Source organism: Alcaligenes faecalis (assembly GCF_002443155.1).
GTDB classification, from domain to species: Bacteria; Pseudomonadota; Gammaproteobacteria; order Burkholderiales; family Burkholderiaceae_B; genus Alcaligenes; species Alcaligenes faecalis.
Genome location: NZ_CP023667.1, coordinates 3,250,637 through 3,268,751, shown reverse-complemented (window position 1 = coordinate 3,268,751; position 18,115 = coordinate 3,250,637). Strand labels below are relative to the sequence as shown.

Below are 18,115 nucleotides of genomic sequence, written 5' to 3'. Positions count from 1 at the left end.
AATTTGCAGGGCCGTTTTGATGGAATCTAGTTTTCGGTTTTATTCCAGCGACAGATTCAGACGTTCAATCACCTCATCCCAACGAGCTTTGTCGGCAATGATCTTGTCCGTCATTTCTTGCGGCGTTGATGGCTCGGACGAGAAATAAAAGGCATTGAGCTTGGCCTTGATATCGTCGCGTTGCAGGATGGTGGTGATTTCCTGATTCAGGCGTTTGACCACATCATCCGAGGTGTTGTGGGGCACAAAGAAGGCGTCCCAGGAAATTGCCTCGAAGTTTTCCAGTCCGGCTTGTGCCATGGTGTCCAGACCGGGCAGCAATTCGCTGGGCTGCAGGGACGTCACGGCCAGGGCTTTCACCTTGCCTGCTTCAACCTGGGGCATGGCAATACCGGGCACCATGAAGGCAGCGTCAATGTCACCACCAATAATGGCGGTCAGGATTTGTGGGAAGCCCGAGTAGGGGATTTGCTCCAGCTTGATATCAACCGCATGTTCCAGCATGGCCATGGCCAGGTGGGCCGAGCTGCCGGGGCCAACCGTGCCGTAGTTCAATTCGCCGGGGCGGGATTTGGCCAGGGCAATGAACTCTTCCACCGTGTTGGCGGGCGAGTTGGCCGGAACGACCAGCACATTGGGGCTGGTGCCAATCATGGAAATAGCCTGCAAGTCTTTCAGCGGGTCGTATCCCAGCGAGGTCTTGTACAGGGTGGGGGCGGTCACCATGGGACCATTGATGGTCAGCAGCAAGGTGTAGCCGTCGGGTTTGGCGTGCGCCACAAAACGCGTGCCAATATTGCCGCCAGCACCGGGACGGTTATCAACAATGACGGTCTGCCCCAAGGCTTGGGACAGGGGCTCGGAAATGGCACGGGCCAGGGCGTCAGGCGAGGAGCCTGCCGGGAAAGGCACGACCATTTGAATGGGACGCTCGGGCCAGCTGGATTGGGCCAGGGCCGATTGAGCCAGCAAACCAGTGCAGGCCAGCCCCAGGACGGAGCGGATCAGAAGATCACGAGAACGAGCAAGCAATGACATTGTTTTGATTCTGAGTAAAAGACGGTTGACCGCAGATCCGGCAGCGTGGAGAAGGTGCCAGAACGGCAGACGGAAGGTATTAGTGGCCTTCTTGCTTGGCCTCGCGGGTGAGCAAGGCGTGGACAGCTTCGCGCGGGGCCAGCTGTTCAAACAGGATCTGGCAGACCGCTGCAGTAATCGGTAATTCAATCTGGTGCGCCCGGCCCATTTCCAGAACCGAACGGGCACAGCGTACCCCTTCAGCGGTAATGCCGGTGGCCAGGATGCTCTCCAGGCTTTCACCTGCACCCAGCGCCAGGCCCACTTGGCGGTTACGGGACAATTCGCCCGTGGCCGTCAGGACTAGATCGCCCAGCCCCGCCAGACCAGAGAAGGTTTCGGCCTGACCACCCAGCGCAACACCCAGGCGCTGCATTTCAGCCAGGCCTCGGGTGATCAGGGCGGCACGGGCGTTGTGGCCCAGGCCCAGTGCATCGGCAATGCCACAGGCAATGGCCATGATGTTCTTGACAGCGCCGCCCACTTCCACGCCGATCATGTCGGTGCTGGTGTAAAGGCGCGCTTGCTTGCCATGCAAGGCCTCAAGGGCAATGCCGGCCATATCAGCAGGTTCGCAAGCCAGTGTCAGCGCAACGGGCAGGCCTTTGGCGACCTCCAGGGCGAACGAGGGACCAGAGAGCACGGCACGGCCTAACCAGGGATGGTCGGGCAGGTTTTCACGCACAATCTGATGGGGTAACAAGCCGCTTTCCTGATGGAAGCCTTTACAGGTCCAGACCAGCAGGACGGGATGGCGGCGTGTGGCAGGCAGGTACTGCGCCAGATCCACACAGGTTTGCGCCAGGCCACGCACAGGCACGCCCAGAATCAGCAGGGCAGGGCCGGTGTCATCAGCCAGGGCAAATTCCATGACTTGCTGCAGGCTGTCGCTGGCTTGTAGCGAGTCGGGCAGCACGACATCGGGCAGGTAGGCAGGGTTGTGATGATCCTGCCCGATAGCCTGTGCTGTTGATGCCTTGCGCGCCCACACCATCGTGGGAGCCTGGGTGCTGGCCAGGGCGGCCAGCGCCGTTCCCCAGCTGCCTGCGCCCAGGACTGCGACACGAACAGGAGTGTGCGCGTTTGACATCATCAGGCCTGCAAAGGCTGGCCGTCAGCTTGGTCGGCACCTTGTTGCTGAGCCAGGCGCTGCTCGTACAGGGACTGGAAGTTCACTTCAGTCAGGTGCAGGGCAGGCAGGGAAGTGCGGTTGATGGCGTCAGCCACGGCAGCGCGCAAGTAGGGGTACAGCATGGTGGGGCACACGATGCCCAGCAGGGGCTCGAGCTGTTCTTCAGGGATGTTGGCAGCCTCGAAGATACCGGCTTGAGTGGCTTCCACCAGGTACATGACCTTGTCGCCAATGCGCGTGGTTACCGTGGCGGTGACGGTGCTTTCGTAGACCGTGTCAGCCAGGCGTTGGCCGCCCACATTGATGGACACTTCCACAGAAGGGGCCTCTTGCTCCAGAAAGATCTGGGGAGCGTTGGGCATTTCAATGGACAGGTCTTTGATGTAGGTGCGCTGCAGGCTGAAGCTGGGTTGTTGAGCTTCTTGTTCAGCGGCTGGGGTGTTCTGGTCGGCCATGGGTGATCCTATGGGATAAAAAAATTGTTAGAAAAAAAATCAGGCAGCCAGCAGAGGCAGCAGGCCACCTTCGCGGTCCAAAGCGGCCAGATCATCGTAGCCACCTACATGGGTGTCGCCAATGTAGATTTGGGGAACGGTACGCCGACCGGTGCGCTCCATCATGAGAGCGCGCTGTTCGGGTTCGCGATCAATCATGATTTTATTGATTTCAGTTACGCCGCGTTGCTTGAGCAGCATTTCAGCGCGCACACAATAAGGGCACACCATTGTGGAGTACATCGTGACTTTTGCCATGAGAGCCTCGTAGAAGGGGGAGCTTACGATTTTTTGACAGGCAGGCTCGATTGCAGCCAGCCCTGAATACCGCCTTGCAGTGTGTAGGCTTCGGTGATGCCGTGCTTGCGCAGGACGGCGACGCTGCGCGGGGCGCTGCGACCGGTATCGCACACCAGAATGACGGGCTTGTCTTTGGGCAGCGTGCCGGCCTTGGCGTCAAGGTCGGCAGCAGGAATGTTGCGAGATTGTGCAATTGCCCCGGCCTTGAACTGATCGGCGCTGCGCAGATCAATCAAAATGGCGTCTTTCTGGTTTACCATCTGTACCGCTTCCGAGCTTGAAACTGCGCGTCCCGCACGGCCTTTGAAAAAGCTGGGTATTAACAGCATAATGCCGGCAAGCACCGCAATTGCTAAAATTAGAAGGTTATTCTGACTTAAGATGAAGTCCACGTTAAATCCTGTTGATTACCAAGAAAAGCAAGAAAAAAGGGCAAGATCACACGATTATAGAGTGGCGCCAATTTTTCAACCTCGAGGCTGTTTTTACCATGTATAAACTTGTACTGATGCGGCACGGCGAAAGCCAGTGGAACCTGGAAAACCGGTTTACTGGCTGGACCGATGTCGATCTTACCGAAACCGGGCGTCAACAGGCAAAGCAGGCCGGTGATCTGCTTAAAGAAAACGGTTTTGAGTTCGACCTGGCTTTCGCTTCGGTCCTCAAGCGCGCTATCCGTACCCTGTGGATCGCCCTGGATTCGATGGACGCCATGCACACCCCCATCGGTTTGAGCTGGCGCCTGAACGAACGCCATTATGGTGCTTTACAAGGCTTAAATAAAGCCGAAACCGCACAAAAGTACGGTGAGGATCAAGTCCTGGTCTGGCGTCGTGCTTACGCGATCGCTCCCGATCCTGTCGCTGAAGACGATCCACGCAACCCGCGTTTTGATGCCCGCTACGCCCGTGTGCCCGCCGATCAGCTGCCTCGTACCGAGTGTCTGCAAGACACCGTGGCCCGCGTGGTTCCTTTCTGGGACGAATCCATTGCCCCTGCCATCCGCTCCGGCCGTCGCGTGCTGGTGACCGCTCACGGCAACAGCCTGCGCGCGTTGATCAAGCACCTGGATGGTATTTCCGACGAGGACATCGTTCACCTGAACATTCCTACCGGCCAGCCTCTGGTGTACGAGCTGGACGAAAACCTGCGTCCTATCCGTCATTACTACCTGGGCGACCAGGAAGCAATTGCGGCTCAGATGCAAGCCGTGGCCAATCAGGGCAAGGCGCAGTAAATAATGTGGCGCTACAGCGTTTGCCTGTTGCTGGCAGCCTGGACCTTACCGGCCCTGGCTGCTGATCCGGACTTGGCTGCACGCCAGGCCCAGGCTCAAAAGCAGCAGGCAGAGCTGCGCCAGAAGATCGAATCGCTGCGCAAAACCATCGACACCAGCGAAAGCTCGCGTCGTGATGCCGCCAATGCCTTGCGCGAATCCGAGCAGGCTATTTCCGATATCGATCGCACGCTGGCTCAGATCGAGCAGCGGCAAGAACAACTGCACCAGCAACTCGGTGCGCTGGGCAAACAGATCAGCGAGCAGCAAGTGATCAAAGAGCAACGTCAGCAGGAGCTGGCCGAGCAATTGCGCGCGCAATACGCCAATGGCGTCTCGCCCTGGTCCGCCCTGTTGTCGGGTGATGACCCCAACGCCATTAACCGTGAATTGCATTACCTGGGTTATGTCTCGCGTCAGCAGACCGAGCAGGTTCATAAGGTGCGTCGCACCGTAGAGCGACTGGACCGTTTGCAGACTCAGGTTGCCGCGCGTGAGAAAGAGCAGGAGCAACTGGCCAAGGATGCTGCGGCTCAGAAAGAAGCTCTGCAAGAACAAAAAGAAAAACGAGCCAAGGTAGTGGCTGACATCAGCGCCGAATTGGAGCGCCAGCGCGGACAGGCTGCGAACCTGCAAAGTAATGACAAGCGATTGGGGGATTTGATCTCCGGCCTGGAAACCGAAATTGCGCGACAGGCCGAGCTGGCCCGTCGCGCCGAAGAACAACGCCGACGTGAGGCCGCGCGCCGTGCTGAAGAAGCGCGCAAGGCTGAGCTGGCTCGTCAGCAAGAATTGCAGCGCAAAGCCAAGCAGGAACAGGCTGCTCGTGAGCAGGCGCGTCTTGAACGTGAGCGGGAGTTGCTGGAGCGGGCTCGTGCTACGCAACCACCGCTGCCTCCAGCCTTGCCACGCAGCAAACCGGAGCCTGCCGAGCCACAACAGCCAGAACCCATGATTCCGCGGCCTCCGCTGACCTACACGCCGCCGACTGCGAACGAGCGCTTATTGTCCGATAGCTTGGAGGCTTCGTCGGAGCCTAGCGAACCGATCAGCAAACCAGCCGCTCCCAAAGTGCGCGAGGTGCAGGTTGTTGAGGAGCCTGTGGAGCAGGCATCTGCTCCTGCTTTGGAACCAGAAGGGGGTTTCCAGGGTCTGAAACGTGGCTTGCCTTATCCGGTACGCGGCGAAATGCAGGGCAAGTTCGGGGCGGAACGTCCGGATGGCGGTATTTGGCGCGGTATCGTGTTGCGCGCTCAGGCAGGCACCACGGTTCGTGCGGTGGCTCCGGGCCGAGTGGTTTTCGCCAGCTGGATGACCGGCTTTGGCAATTTGCTGATTATTGATCATGGTCGCGACTACTTGAGTGTCTATGCCTATAACCAGAGCACGCTTAAGCAAGTAGGCGATATTGTGGGACGTGGAGATGCGGTTGCGCGGGTGGGGGCCACCGGCGGGCAGGTTGAACCCGGCCTGTACTTTGAGCTGCGCCATCAAGGCAAGCCCATTAATCCGCAGGTTTGGCTGGGTTCCTGAGCCGCTTTTGCCCCTGGCGTTTACTTTTGCTCGCATTTGTTGCGCCGGGTAGCGACTCCAACCCAGTTCACGCTGGTCGACGCTTTACGCTACTCTTATAATGCATGGTCGGGTCAGCTCCGGGAGGTGGCCCCGTCTTGAATCTGAAAATAATGGGAATGTGCATGAGCACTCGAAGGATTGGCAGCATTGGTCTAGTGGCAGCAGGTGCTGTAGGCGGTATTTTGATCAGCCTGGGCATTACTGCGGTCGCTCAACGCGGCGAGCCATTGCCTTTGCGCGAACTGCAGCAGTTCGCCAATGTGTTCGCTGCCATCAAGAACACGTATGTGGAGCCCCTGACGGATCAGGCCCTGGTCAATAATGCGATCAAGGGGTTGTTTACCGATCTGGATCCGCACTCGGCCTATCTGGATGCCGACGCTTTCAAGGAAATGGAAGCCATGACTCAAGGCGGCTTTGGCGGCCTGGGCATAGAGATCGGCAGCGAGGACGGGATGCCCAAAGTCATCTCGCCCATTGAAGATACGCCTGCTGCGCGCGCCGGTATTCTGGCGGGCGACATCATTACGCACATCAATGGCAAACCCACCAAGGATTTGAGCCTGAACGATGCCGTCAAGCAAATGCGTGGCGAGCCTAGAACCTCCATCAAGCTGACTATACGTCGTGCTGGCCGCGACAAGCCACTGGAATTCAACTTGGTACGCGATGTCATCAAGGTGCGCAGCGTGCGCTCCAAGATGCTGGCTGACGACGTGGCCTACGTACGCATTGCCCAGTTCCAGGAACGCACGGCTGCGGATCTGGTCAAGCAATTGTCCGAAGTTCATAAAGGCCCAGGCGCCCCGAAAGGCTTGGTAATTGACCTGCGCAATGACCCCGGTGGCTTGCTGGAAAGCGCCATTGGCGTGTCTTCCGCCTTCCTGGATTCGGGTTCGCTGGTGGTTTCCACCAAGGGCCGCATTCCTTCCTCCAACCGCGAGTACTACGTCAAATCCATGCAGTCCGTACTGGGCGAGCTGGATACGGATGCGGATGTTCTGAAGAAACTGAATTGGCTCAAGAACGTGCCTATCGTGGTGCTGGTGAACGTGGGTTCGGCCTCGGCGTCGGAAATTGTCGCCGGTGCTTTGCAAGATCACAAACGCGCCACCATTATCGGTAACCGCACCTTCGGCAAGGGCTCGGTGCAAAGCGTGGTTCCTCTGTCCGAGGAATCGGGCCTGAAACTGACGACGGCCTTGTACTACACACCGAACGGTACTTCCATTCAGGTAACGGGCGTACAGCCGGACGTGGTGGTGGATGACACCGCCCAGGGCAATCTGTTCCGCCTGCCGCGCGAAGTGGACTTGAAGCGTCACCTGGTCAACAGCAAAGTGGACGAAACTACCGAAGAAGAACAGCCTGATCTGGGCATGAGCCCGGAATTCAAGATGTTTGAATTCGGTGGTGACGACGACTTCCAGTTGCAGCAAGCGCTGAATCATTTGGCTGGCCGTCCTGTGATCAAGAATGATCCAGCCAAAGTGGCGGCCGCCAAGGAAGCGGCTGCCAAGCGCGAAAAGGAAGTAGAGTCCGAGTCGCCAGAAAAAAAAAGTCCCCTGAATCAACAACCCAGCGTTGAGCGGTTCCGAATCACCCCCAAGGGGCTCGAACCGGTAAACCCGTAAACACAGGTTCTTGACGTGGAAGATCAGCAATTACTGCGCTATGCGCGGCATATTCTGCTCGATGAATTCGGGGTAGAAGCGCAGGAGCGGATTCTGGCTTCCCGCATTCTGGTTGTTGGAGCCGGAGGCCTGGGCTCCCCCGTGGTGGCTTATCTGGCTGCCTCGGGTGTGGGCTCCATCATTCTGGTGGATGATGACCAGGTGGAACTGAGCAATCTGCAGCGTCAGATTGCTCACACCACAGATCGCCTGGGCTGGGACAAGGTTGAATCTGCCAAGCTGCATATCGAGCAGCTCAATCCGGAAGTGAAGGTCACGCCTGTCGTTCAACGTCTGGACGAGGCGGGCTTGATGCATTGGGTTCAGCAAGTGGATCTGGTGCTGGATTGCTGCGACAACTTCGCCACTCGCCATGCCATCAACCGTGCCTGCGTGGCATTGCGCAAACCTTTGGTGTCCGGTGCGGCGATTCGTTTTTCGGGCCAGGTCAGTACCTATGACTTGCGTCAGCCCGAGGCCCCTTGCTACCACTGCCTGTTCCCTGAAGCGGATGATGTCGAGGAACTGCGCTGCGCCACTACAGGCGTTCTGTCGCCTTTATTGGGTATGGTGGGAAGCGCACAGGCGGTTGAGGCCTTGAAGCTGTTAGGCGGCTTCGGAGAGCCCTTGGTGGGCCGTTTGCTAAGCGTGGATGCTTTCAACATGAATTGGCATACCGTGCGTTTTCGCAAAGACCCGGCTTGCCCGGTATGCAGTTCAGCAGCGGCTGAACACGCCGATCACACTTGATCTGTTCTTGATTGCGGCTTCATGACTCCAGGCCATGCCCATAAAAATGGCCTGGTGTGATGCCAAAGCGCCGTCGAAACTGGCGGTGAAAGTAGGACAGATCCGAAAACCCCACTGAATACGCGACTTGCGCCACCGTGTTGGACGGTGTCTGGCGTAGTAGCTGTGCGGCCGCGTCCAGCCGTAGCTGCATCAACTGAGCAGTGAAGGTGGTTCCCTGCGTTTTGAACAGTTCCTGAACGGTGCGGGGTGCCATGCCCAGATGCTCGGACAGGGTTGCTATAGTCAAGGCAGGATCGCCCAGTCGATCAGACAGATAGCCCAGCGCGTCCTCGTAGCGTGCGGTGCTTGGTGCCAGCGGGGCAGAGCGCCGCTCGTTAATGCTCATGGCCAGCAAGTCGCGCAGGCAACGCCAGGCCTGATCGTGCTGATCCGCCCGCAAGCCATCGGCCGATAGCAGCAAGCCTTGCAGATAGTGCTCCAGCAAATGCAGGCTGGCGCCAGGGGACAAGGGCTGCGCGACCACATCATTTAACGGGCCGGTATAGGGCAGCAGCCCATCCAGCGGCAAGCGCAGCGTGGTCATGGTGACCTCGTCTACAAAATCCAGCGTGAAGGGGCTGGTGCCCACGTTCAGGCTCAAGCTGCCAGCTGGCAACCACTGTTCACGCCCGTTCTGAATCAGGCGGCAGTGGCCTTGCTGATGCACATTCAAGAACAACCAGGGCTGGTCCGTTTGCGGCCTGCTTGTGCTGACCCGATAGGGCTGCGCGGTCAGCCGGTTGATCGCCACTTCCCCCAGGCGTTGCGAGCGCAAGGTGCCATGGAAGTTTTGTCCGTAGCACTGCGTTTGCACGTGTTGAAAGGACTGTGAAATGGCTTGGGTCCAGAGCTTGGCGCCTTGTCCGGGCGGCAAAGCCTGCGTGTCCCAGTGATAGTTCGTGCTCATGCGGTTTTTTCCGTCTTCTGCGTCATTGTCCAGATTGGGCTGCGCCCCAGTCCACGACACAGAGAGGCAATCGGCTCAAGAATAGTATCTAAGACAGTACTGCATGGTGAGCTATGGCGCACCTCGGTGGCTATCGGGTTTAACCATGAAGGGTGCCCAAAGCGCACCTGGAGACAATACAGGAAAGGAGCAGTCATGACAGAGCAGCTAAAGCAGATCTACCCCTACATCAACGGACAGGCCTGGAAGTCGGAAGGCCAATCGCATAAGGATCTGGTCAATCCTTACACGGGCAAAGCGCTGGCACGTGTTTTCCTTGGGACCAAGCAGGATATTGAGGAAGCGCTGGCCAGTGCAGAACGTGCACAGCGTGTCTGGGGCAAGATGCTGGCCCGTGAACGTGAAGCCATCTTGTGCCGTGCGGCCGACATTGTGGAACGCCGCCGTGACGACATCGTGCGTGTGCTGGTTGAAGAGGGCGGTAATGTCTTTGGCAAGGCCATGTTCGAGTGCGATTACATCGTCAGCACCTTCCGTATTGCCGCAGGTCAGACCCGCGATATTCGGGGTGAAACCATGCCTTCGGATCTGCCTGGCCGTATTTCCATGAGCATTCGTCGCCCCTTGGGGGTGGTAGCCGGGATTGGTCCTTTCAATGCGCCCCTGTTGCTCAATGGCAAGAAACTGGCGCCTGCGCTGGCTGCGGGTAACAGCTTCATCCTGAAGCCTTCGCCGCACACGCCCATGGCCGCGCTGATGTTTGCCGAGATTCTGGAAGAAGCGGGCCTGCCCCCCGGTGTGTTGACGGTGCTGCTGACGACGGACGAAGCCCTGGGCGATACCTTGTTCTCCGATCTGCGCGTCAAGCTGGTGACCTTCACGGGTTCGGCTCGAGTGGGCCGTATCCTGGCCGATCTGGCGGGTCGTCATCAAAAGCGCATTGTGTTGGAGCTGGGCGGTAAAAGCCCGGTCGTGGTGCTGGATGATGCCACGCTGGATTACGCCGTGCGCTCTGCTGCTTTCGGCATCTATTTCAACCAGGGCCAGGTGTGCATGGCCAATTCGCGCATCATCGTGGAGCAGGGTATTTACGATGCGTTCTGCGAAGCCTTTGCCAAGCAGGTTGCCCGCATTCCTACTGGTGATCCCGCTTTGCCGCAAACGGCCGTGGGCCCCTTGATCAGCTCCGAACAGGCTGATTTTGTGCAGGCCCATATTCAGGATGCCGTCTCCAAGGGGGCAACCTTGCTGGCAGGTGGTGGCCGTGAGGGCAATGTGATTCAGCCGACCGCCTTGTGCGATGTGACCCCGGACATGCACCTGTACCACGAAGAAACCTTTGGCCCTGTGGCAGCCATCTACAAGGCACGCGATTACGAGCATGCCCTGGAAATGGCCAATGACACCTCTTACGGCTTGTCCTCTGCCATCCTGACCAATGATCTGCAAAAGGCCATGGATTTTGCCGAGCGCATTGAGGCAGGTTCGGTTCACATCAACGACAACTCGTTTGATGATGATCCGAACGCGCCTTTCGGTGGTTTCAAGGACAGTGGCTACGGCAAGGAAAATGGCCGCTATTCGATTGCGGACATGACCGAATTGAAGTGGGTCACCATCCAGCAAGGGGAGCGCCAGCTGGCGTTCTAAGCAGGCTTAGGGACGTGGCCAGTTTTTGACCAGTTGCGCGATGCGGTTGATGCGATGGTCAACATACGGGCTGCGTCCATGATACAGAGCGCTGAACGGGGTGCCTGCGTTATAGATATGGATGGTTTGCATCCCTAGCTGGCGGGCGCTTTTCAGATTGCGCAGGGTATCTTCGACCAGCACAATGTCGCGGGCCTGAGACTTCAACACGGCCAGAGCCTGCTTCATCAATGCCTGAGAGGGCTTGGGGCGATAACGGCCTTGCAGCTGCATGTGCTCGATGGCCCAGAGCCCGTCAAAAACAGGCAATAGATTCAAGGCTTTCAGGACACGCTGTGCGTACTCCAGCGGTGCATTGGTCAGCAGCAGTTTGTAGCCGGGCAGACGGCGTAACTGGTAGGCCAGACCTGGTTCGGCGCTGATCAGGGAGGGCACGTCAAAGTCGTGAGCGTGCTTCAGGAAGGTGGCCGGATCTGCTCCGTGGTGGCGTTGCAGGCCGATCATGGTGGCGCCGTAACGCTTCCAGTATTCCAGACGCAGCCGGTCGGCCTCGTCCATATCCACACCCAGCGTTTGCGCCACGCCGATGCGCATGCGCCCGTCAATCGCCTGGAAAATGCCTTTGGAGGCATTGTGCAGGGTGTTATCCAGATCAAACAGCCAGATGGTTTCATCTGTCTGACAGGCTGACAAAGGCCGTGCCCAGGCATGGGCACGGATAGGAGCGCGCACGGATTAATGCGAGCTGATCATGGTGCCAACACCACGGTCAGTCAGGATTTCCAGCAGCAGGCAGTGGGGGACACGGCCGTCAATGACATGTACGGAGTTGACGCCATTACGTGCGGCATCCAGGGCCGAAGAGATCTTGGGCAGCATGCCGCCGGAGATCGTGCCATCGGCAAACAGCTCATCAATAGTCTGGGCCGACAGACGGCGCAACAACTGGCCTGCCTTGTCCAGCACACCGGGGGTGTTGGTCAGCATGACCAGTTTTTCAGCGCTAAGCACTTCGGCCATCTTGCCGGCAACCACGTCGGCATTGATGTTGTAGGCCTGACCGTCCTCGCCGTAACCGATTGAAGAGATCACGGGGATGAACTGATCGTCCTGCAGGGCTTTGACCACTTCAGGCTGGATGCTTTCAATATCACCCACAAAGCCAATATCCAGCAGCTCGCCAGGATGCTCGGCATCGGGCAGCATTTTCTTGGTGACGCGAATCATGCCGCCATCTTTTCCGGTCAGACCCACCGCCTTGCCGCCGGCTTCATTAATCATCATCACGATGTCTTGCTGCACCTGCCCGCCCAGCACCCACTCCACCACTTCCATGGTTTCTGCATCGGTGACGCGCATGCCCTGAATGAAGGTGCCTTCTTTGCCTACCCGTTTCAGAGCGTCATTGATCTGGGGGCCACCACCGTGCACCACAACGGGGTTCAGGCCAACCAGCTTGAGCAAGACGACGTCATGGGCAAAGCTGCGCTGCAAGGCTTCTTCGGTCATGGCGTTGCCACCGTATTTGATGACAACGGTCTTGCCGTGGAAACGACGAATATAAGGCAGGGCCTCGGACAAAACGTCTGCTTTGACGGTCGAGGAGTAATTCTGCGAATCTGTGGTGCTCATTGATGCGCTCACTTGAAGAAAACCCGGGTCCACTGCTGGTACCCGGGGTTATGTGGCTGGGGGCAGAAACAGGCTTTTAGCTGCTGGCCAGGGCTTTTTCGACAGTGGCAATGAATTCCTGCTTGTCGTAGTTACCCAGGTAGCGCTTGATGATGTGGCCCTGTTTGTCGAGTAAAAAGGCAGTGGGCGTCAAACGGACGTCCCCAAAAGCCTTGGCGATTTCGCCCTTGTCGTCATGGACAACCGTGAACGGCAGTTGGCGGGATTGGGTGAAGTTGCGCACGTAATTGATGGGGTCGTGCTTCATGGCCACGGCCACGATATCAAAGCCTTTTCCGGACAAGGCATTGAAATTCTCGATGTTGTCGGGCATTTGCGCCACGCAGGTGGTGCAGTCCGTAGCCCAGAACTTCACCAGGACGACCTTGCCCTGCAAGTCTTTGGTTTCAAAGTGCTTGCCATTCAGATCGGTAAAGGCGACATCGGGAGCGCTGGCCTTGGAGCTGCCACCGGACATGGTCCAGACGCCCAGACCGACGGCGATGGCAACAACAAAGGCAATGATGACTACTTTTTTCATTGGACGGGCATAACTTCTACAGAGGAGGCGGGCGTAGGCTCAGTTGCAGGGGCCGCTGTGCCAGAGGTATTGCTTGGCTGGTTATTGGTGCTCAAAGGCTGTGCCAGGCTTTCGGCACTGACGTACTCAAAGAGTTTGGCCACCTTGTTCACGCCAGGGACGCTGGAGGCAGCAATCGCGGCGCGTTCACCTTCTTCGTGGGTGACGCGGCCCAGCAGGTAGACTACGCCACGCTCGGTGGTGGTGGAGATCGTGCGGCTGGGAACGTCCTTGGCGTTCAGCAAGGCGGTGCTGACGCGGGTGGTGATCCAGGAATCGTTCGAACGTACGCTCAAGGGGGTCGGTTCGCCCACACGCAATTCGTTAACCACGCGGGTTACCTTATCAACCTTGGAAACCAGGCGCGCGGCTTCTTCCTTGTCGGCCTGGGTAGGCACATCGCCCGTCAGCAGGGCAACCCCGGCGTAAGACGTGGTGTTGATGCGGCCTTCCTTGTTTTCCAGCAGGCGGCGTGTTTCCGCGCCGGCTTTCATGACAATGGTTTTGTCCTCGACCTGTTCGCCTGTGGTACGGCGGTCGGTAGCGACAACGGCAGTCGTGGCAGCAGCGCCGCCAACTACCAGCAGACCGCAACCGGTCAGAGTAGTGCTGGCCAGCAGGGCGGCCAGAATCAAACGGTGTTTCATAGTGGATCTCCGAGCAACAGCGCATCAATGCCATCGCACATGGCATGCAACAGAACAATGTGTACTTCCTGAATACGCATGGTTCGATCGTGCGGTACGCACAGATGGATGTCGGTATCCGAGAGCAGGTCGGCGATTTGTCCGCCGCCTTTGCCGGTCAGGGCAATGATGACCATATCGCGCTCGCGAGCCGCTTCAATGGCGCGGATCACGTTTGGCGAATTGCCGCTGGTGGAGATGGCCACCAGAATATCGCCAGTCTGGCCCAAGGCGCTGACCTGGCGTTCAAAGATGCTGTCAAAGCCATAGTCATTCCCCACCGCCGTCATGATGGAAGTGTCGGTATTCAAGGCAATGCCAGCCAGGGGCAAACGGTCGCGCTCAAAGCGGCCCACCAGCTCAGCAATAAAGTGCTGGGCGTCGGCTGCTGATCCGCCGTTTCCGCAGGCCAGAATCTTGCCGTCGTTGGCCAAGGTGGCAAACAACAGCTCGACAGCGGCGGCCAAAGGTTCGGCCAGTTCGCGTGTGCTGGCTTTGAGAGTATCGACGGAATCGTCGAAATGCGAAGTCATTAAGGCGATAAGGTCCATAGCGCGCATTATCGCACGGAGAATTTCCCCGTGGGGCAGGCAGATCGTGTCATGTTGAAAAAAACGCCACGGTATTGAAACGAGATGCTGTAACAGGGCCGAAATACGGGGTGGCGGCGGGGATTTTTGTATAAGACAGCGCTTTTGTCTGAAAATTCCCAGGGTGGCTTTGCTACTGCTTATTGTTCAACGCTGCTCGAAGGCGTTCTGGATCCAGCGCAGAGTCTCGCCTTCAATGGCGATCACGTCAAAACGGCAGGCGGGCAGCTTGCCCTGGAAATAGCGCTGGCATAGCGTTGGCAGCCATTGTTGTGCGGTCAGGATCAAGCGCCGTTGCTTGTCCCGGTTTACACTGGCAAGCGCTCCGCCGTAGCCCTTGTGATTGCGCTGGCGCACTTCCAGAAAGACAAGATGTTCCTGGTGCCATAGAACCAGGTCAATTTCCCCAAAGCGAGTACCCAGTTGACGCGCCAGAACGCGGGCGCCGTGAGCGGTGACATGATCGCAGGCCCGTTGTTCGGCTTGATCGCCGCTTTCCTGGCTGGGCGAACGCAGGGGTTTTTCCTTTCTGGCGGCAGGATGACTACGCCGCCTGCGCCGCAATTGCCGGTTTTGAGCCTGGCGAGCGTATTCAAAGGGATTCATAGGAATGCATGAAGATGAACAAGCAGGATCGAGCATGAGCGATACCGAAAACCGAACAGGGAATGCCGGCGTCTGGCAAAGCATGATGGACAAGGTGCAAGGCCAGGTCTGGCCGCAGTCTTGCCTGTATGTAGTGGCCACGCCCATTGGCAATATGGGAGACCTTAGCCTGCGCGGCTGGCAGGCGCTGGAACTGTGCGACATTATTGCGGCAGAGGATACGCGGGCTACGCGTCCTTTTTTGCAGGCCTGGGGCATACAAACGCCCTTGATGGCTGCCCATCGGCATAACGAGGCGCAAGCGGCTCAAGCCATTATCGAACGGCTGGAGCAAGGGCAACGAGTGGCTTTGGTGTCGGATGCAGGCGCGCCCGCTGTCAGCGATCCTGGTGCTCGTGTAGTGCGCTCGGTGCGGGAAGCAGGTTTTCAGGTCGTCCCTCTGCCCGGAGCATCGGCTGTTATTACGGCTTTGATGGGCAGTGGCGCAACCAGTGACGAGAACCCCGCTTTTGCCTTTGCCGGTTTCATGCCGCCCAAAACCGTGGCACGCCGCAAGTGGCTACAGCACTGGTCCAGCCTGGGGATGCCGGTATTGATGTTCGAGTCCCCTCACCGTTTGCGAGCCGCCTTGCGTGATATGGAAGAGGTGTGTGGGCCGGAGCGTGAACTGACTTTTGCGCGAGAATTAAGCAAGCGTTTCGAGCAGATTCATACCGTGCCTTTGGGGCAGGCGCTGGCTTGGCTGGACGAGGACAGCCATCGGGAGCAGGGTGAGTTTGTCCTGATTCTGCATGACGCTCTTCGCGAAGTGGACGAGGATGCGCCTGCGTTGGATGCCACGACAGAGCGTTGGATGAAAGCCTTGCTGGAACAGGTCTCGCTGCGTGATGCCGCCCGGATCGCCAGTCAGGCGACCGGGATTCCTCGTGATGTTCTGTATGCCTGGGGTTTGGCAAATTCGCCCAAGGACTAGGATGTCCGGGCTTCAGACATGGTGTCGCAGGCCGGAGCGTAGAATACAAACAGCCCCGTGAAGGGGCTGTTTTGTTTGGTGGGCCGGGTGTGACTTAGCGTACGGCAACCGAGGGGCTCAAGCCGGTTTTCTGCTGGATGCGGTAAGCCGCATTGATTGCTTCGGTCCGGTTCTGATAAGGGCCAATTTGCACACGGTACAAATCGTTGTGCATCTGAACCTGGGCATCCCGGTATTCCACTTGTGAAATCTGACGGTTCAACTGCTGAGCCAGTGCGGCGGCATTTTCGCGTGCGGAGAAAGCACCAAATTGCAGGTAGACCCGATTCTGGCCTGATGGGGCCTGGGGTTTGCTGCTTGCCGTGGACGACGACTGTACGATCAACTGCTGATCGTTGGCATCGCTGCTCCAGCTGGGCGTATCGTCCAGCTCAACCGTCAGTTCTTCGGGAGGCAGAGCGGCCAGGGCGTCAGGGGTAGGCTCCAGTTTTTCCGTGATGGTCAGACTGGATTTGGGTGCGGCAGGGGCCGGTGCCGTGCGGGCAGCGGGTGCTTCAACCACATTGACCTCTTCACGACTAAAACTGCCGCTACGAATCTCTTCCTGAGTGATCGTTTCAACCACCACTGTACCGCTGCCAGGCGCAATCAAATCCAGCTTGGCTGCCGCGACATAGGACAGGTCGATGATGCGCGAGCTGTGGAACGGCCCGCGATCGTTAATGCGCACAATTACAGATTTGCCGGTTTTGGGCCGGGTGACGCGGGCGTAGCTGGGAATGGGCAAGGTGGGGTGTGCCGCCGTCATGGCGTACATATCGTAGGTCTCGCCATTGGCGGTTTTCTTGCCGTGAAACTTGCGTCCATACCAGGATGCGGTGCCGGTCTGGGTAAAGGCTTTGTGCGAGGTGTGTGGAACAAAGCTTTTGCCGAGCACGGTATAGGGGCGGGTATTGCTGCGGGCGATGGGTTCTATTCGGGGAACTGCGTCGGGGGTGGCGTGAAGATTGACGGGTATTCGGTCGTCGGGGCCATCATCTTTGTAATAACCTCCTCCGCGTGGTGCCGAAACGGTAGCCCCTGGTTTGGCTTTGGATTTGGCGCGCTTGGGGCTGGACGCGCACCCGGCCAATATGGCCAGAATGCCCAAGGCGGCGCCCAGTTTGAGTAAAGTCGGATGGCTCATGGCACGGGATTGATGGGCGGTTGATTGCGATGGCGCACCAGCAAGGGGGCGTAATCGGCAAAGCGCAGCGCCAGTTGTTCGGTAACGTACACGGAACGGTGTTGTCCGCCTGTGCAGCCAATGGCGACCGTCAGGTAATTGCGAGTGTCCTGCATATATAAAGGCAGCCAGCGACGTACAAAGCCCGCAATATCATCCACCATGGTTTCTACAGAGCCGAACTGGGCCAGCCATTTGGCAACCGGCTCGTCGCGACCCGTCATGGGGCGCAGCTCCGGGTCGTAATGGGGGTTGGGCAGGCAGCGCACGTCAAAAACCAGGTCCGCATCGCCCGGTACGCCACGCTTGTAGGCAAAGGACTCGAAGGTCAGTACCACGCTGGCGCGATCGGCTTGTACCAGGTCGCGAATCCAGGCACGTAGTTGGCCGGGGGTAAGGTCGGTGGTGTCGATAATGTGGCCCAGCTCGCGCAAGGGGGCCGTCATTTCACGTTCGACCTCAATACATTCCTGCAAGGAAGGCGAGCGGCCATCCTGACGCAAACGGTCTGTCAGCGGATGTCGGCGGCGCGATTCCGAGTAACGCTGCATCAGGGTGTGATCGCTGGCGTTCAAAAACAGGACACGCAGGGCGTAGCCTTCTTCATTCAGTTTGCTGATGACACCGGGAAGAATGTCCAGATCACCGGCGCCGCGCACATCAATCGCAACGGCAAGCCGCTCCAGCCCTTGTTCGGCAGAGCGTTCGACAAATTCGGCCAGAAATCGGGGTGGCAAGTTGTCGATGCACAGATAGCCGGTATCTTCCAGCAAGCGCAAGGCAACTGATTTTCCCGAACCGGATATGCCGGTAATCAATACAACTTTCAGCATCGTGGCAAAGGGCTCCGAGTCACTGCCCGTTGGACAGCGGTTAGGTGAAACAGGACAAAGCCGTCAGGGCCGTTT

General features: G+C 58.2%; 20 protein-coding genes. 6 read left to right on the top strand and 14 right to left on the bottom strand.

Annotation, left to right across the window (positions count from 1 at the left end; genetic code table 11):
* Positions 1–39 precede the first annotated feature (39 nt).
* From CPY64_RS15240 to CPY64_RS15220, 5 genes are all read right to left on the bottom strand, one after another.
* The gene (locus CPY64_RS15240) at positions 40–1,038 is read right to left on the bottom strand and encodes a Bug family tripartite tricarboxylate transporter substrate binding protein (protein WP_042486772.1); all 999 of its coding nucleotides are present in this window, start codon (positions 1,036–1,038) and stop codon (positions 40–42) included.
* A 79-nt stretch (positions 1,039–1,117) separates the two neighbouring features.
* Positions 1,118–2,170, bottom strand: a complete 1,053-nt coding sequence (locus tag CPY64_RS15235; RefSeq protein WP_096917400.1) for an NAD(P)H-dependent glycerol-3-phosphate dehydrogenase — start codon at positions 2,168–2,170, stop codon at positions 1,118–1,120.
* On the bottom strand, positions 2,170–2,664 hold the full coding sequence (gene secB, locus CPY64_RS15230; RefSeq protein ID WP_026483747.1) for a protein-export chaperone SecB: 495 nt from the start codon (positions 2,662–2,664) through the stop codon (positions 2,170–2,172). The genes CPY64_RS15235 and secB overlap by 1 nt, the downstream gene beginning before the upstream one ends.
* 39 nt (positions 2,665–2,703) lie before the next feature.
* Complete coding sequence (gene grxC, locus CPY64_RS15225; RefSeq protein WP_009458616.1) at positions 2,704–2,961, bottom strand: glutaredoxin 3; 258 nt, start codon at positions 2,959–2,961, stop codon at positions 2,704–2,706.
* Positions 2,962–2,984: 23 nt separating this feature from the next.
* Entirely contained in the window at positions 2,985–3,395 is a 411-nt protein-coding gene (locus CPY64_RS15220) for a rhodanese-like domain-containing protein (protein WP_042486767.1), read from the bottom strand.
* A 98-nt stretch (positions 3,396–3,493) separates the two neighbouring features.
* Here CPY64_RS15220 and gpmA point away from each other — a divergent pair, with 98 nt between their 5' ends.
* The 4 genes from gpmA to CPY64_RS15200 all read left to right on the top strand — a co-directional run bounded on the left by gpmA (position 3,494) and on the right by CPY64_RS15200 (position 8,277).
* On the top strand, positions 3,494–4,240 hold the full coding sequence (gpmA, locus tag CPY64_RS15215; protein WP_026483748.1) for a 2,3-diphosphoglycerate-dependent phosphoglycerate mutase: 747 nt from the start codon (positions 3,494–3,496) through the stop codon (positions 4,238–4,240).
* Positions 4,241–4,243: 3 nt separating this feature from the next.
* On the top strand, positions 4,244–5,812 hold the full coding sequence (locus CPY64_RS15210) for a murein hydrolase activator EnvC family protein (RefSeq protein WP_042486765.1): 1,569 nt from the start codon (positions 4,244–4,246) through the stop codon (positions 5,810–5,812).
* 164 nt (positions 5,813–5,976) lie between these two features.
* Positions 5,977–7,488 carry a S41 family peptidase gene (locus CPY64_RS15205; RefSeq protein WP_042486760.1) on the top strand — a complete coding sequence of 504 codons (1,512 nt, stop codon included), beginning with the start codon at positions 5,977–5,979 and terminating at the stop codon, positions 7,486–7,488.
* A gap of 15 nt (positions 7,489–7,503) precedes the next feature.
* The gene (locus CPY64_RS15200) at positions 7,504–8,277 is read left to right on the top strand and encodes a HesA/MoeB/ThiF family protein (RefSeq protein ID WP_042486758.1); all 774 of its coding nucleotides are present in this window, start codon (positions 7,504–7,506) and stop codon (positions 8,275–8,277) included.
* 19 nt (positions 8,278–8,296) lie between these two features.
* Here the strand turns inward: CPY64_RS15200 and CPY64_RS15195 are convergent, their stop codons facing one another.
* Entirely contained in the window at positions 8,297–9,226 is a 930-nt protein-coding gene (locus CPY64_RS15195; protein WP_042486754.1) for an AraC family transcriptional regulator, read from the bottom strand.
* Positions 9,227–9,421: 195 nt separating this feature from the next.
* On the opposite strand from CPY64_RS15195, the gene CPY64_RS15190 reads away from it, so the two are divergent.
* Positions 9,422–10,876 (top strand): aldehyde dehydrogenase family protein, encoded by a 1,455-nt coding sequence (locus CPY64_RS15190; protein ID WP_042486752.1) that lies wholly within the window; start codon positions 9,422–9,424, stop codon positions 10,874–10,876.
* Positions 10,877–10,882: 6 nt separating this feature from the next.
* Here CPY64_RS15190 and CPY64_RS15185 read toward each other — a convergent pair whose 3' ends face one another.
* The 6 genes from CPY64_RS15185 to CPY64_RS15160 all read right to left on the bottom strand — a co-directional run bounded on the left by CPY64_RS15185 (position 10,883) and on the right by CPY64_RS15160 (position 15,009).
* The gene (locus tag CPY64_RS15185) at positions 10,883–11,608 is read right to left on the bottom strand and encodes a pyrimidine 5'-nucleotidase (RefSeq protein ID WP_042486749.1); all 726 of its coding nucleotides are present in this window, start codon (positions 11,606–11,608) and stop codon (positions 10,883–10,885) included.
* Between the two features lie 3 nt (positions 11,609–11,611).
* Complete coding sequence (argB, locus tag CPY64_RS15180; RefSeq protein WP_042486745.1) at positions 11,612–12,508, bottom strand: acetylglutamate kinase; 897 nt, start codon at positions 12,506–12,508, stop codon at positions 11,612–11,614.
* 76 nt (positions 12,509–12,584) lie between these two features.
* Entirely contained in the window at positions 12,585–13,088 is a 504-nt protein-coding gene (locus CPY64_RS15175) for a peroxiredoxin family protein (RefSeq protein WP_042486742.1), read from the bottom strand.
* Entirely contained in the window at positions 13,085–13,774 is a 690-nt protein-coding gene (locus CPY64_RS15170; RefSeq protein ID WP_042486739.1) for a BON domain-containing protein, read from the bottom strand. The genes CPY64_RS15175 and CPY64_RS15170 overlap by 4 nt, the downstream gene beginning before the upstream one ends.
* Entirely contained in the window at positions 13,771–14,364 is a 594-nt protein-coding gene (locus tag CPY64_RS15165) for a phosphoheptose isomerase (protein ID WP_009458645.1), read from the bottom strand. The genes CPY64_RS15170 and CPY64_RS15165 overlap by 4 nt, the downstream gene beginning before the upstream one ends.
* A 186-nt stretch (positions 14,365–14,550) precedes the next feature.
* Positions 14,551–15,009 (bottom strand): YraN family protein, encoded by a 459-nt coding sequence (locus tag CPY64_RS15160; RefSeq protein WP_042486736.1) that lies wholly within the window; start codon positions 15,007–15,009, stop codon positions 14,551–14,553.
* 34 nt (positions 15,010–15,043) lie between these two features.
* Between CPY64_RS15160 and rsmI the strand changes: the two genes are divergently transcribed.
* Entirely contained in the window at positions 15,044–15,982 is a 939-nt protein-coding gene (rsmI, locus tag CPY64_RS15155; protein ID WP_042486732.1) for a 16S rRNA (cytidine(1402)-2'-O)-methyltransferase, read from the top strand.
* 94 nt (positions 15,983–16,076) lie between these two features.
* Here the strand turns inward: rsmI and CPY64_RS15150 are convergent, their stop codons facing one another.
* Both CPY64_RS15150 and rapZ read right to left on the bottom strand, forming a co-directional pair.
* Entirely contained in the window at positions 16,077–17,168 is a 1,092-nt protein-coding gene (locus CPY64_RS15150) for a septal ring lytic transglycosylase RlpA family protein (protein WP_042486730.1), read from the bottom strand.
* Positions 17,165–18,040, bottom strand: coding sequence for an RNase adapter RapZ (gene rapZ / locus CPY64_RS15145; protein WP_042486727.1), 876 nt, complete (start codon positions 18,038–18,040; stop codon positions 17,165–17,167). Before rapZ ends, CPY64_RS15150 begins: the two co-directional genes overlap by 4 nt.
* Between the last annotated feature and the right edge of the window lie 75 nt (positions 18,041–18,115).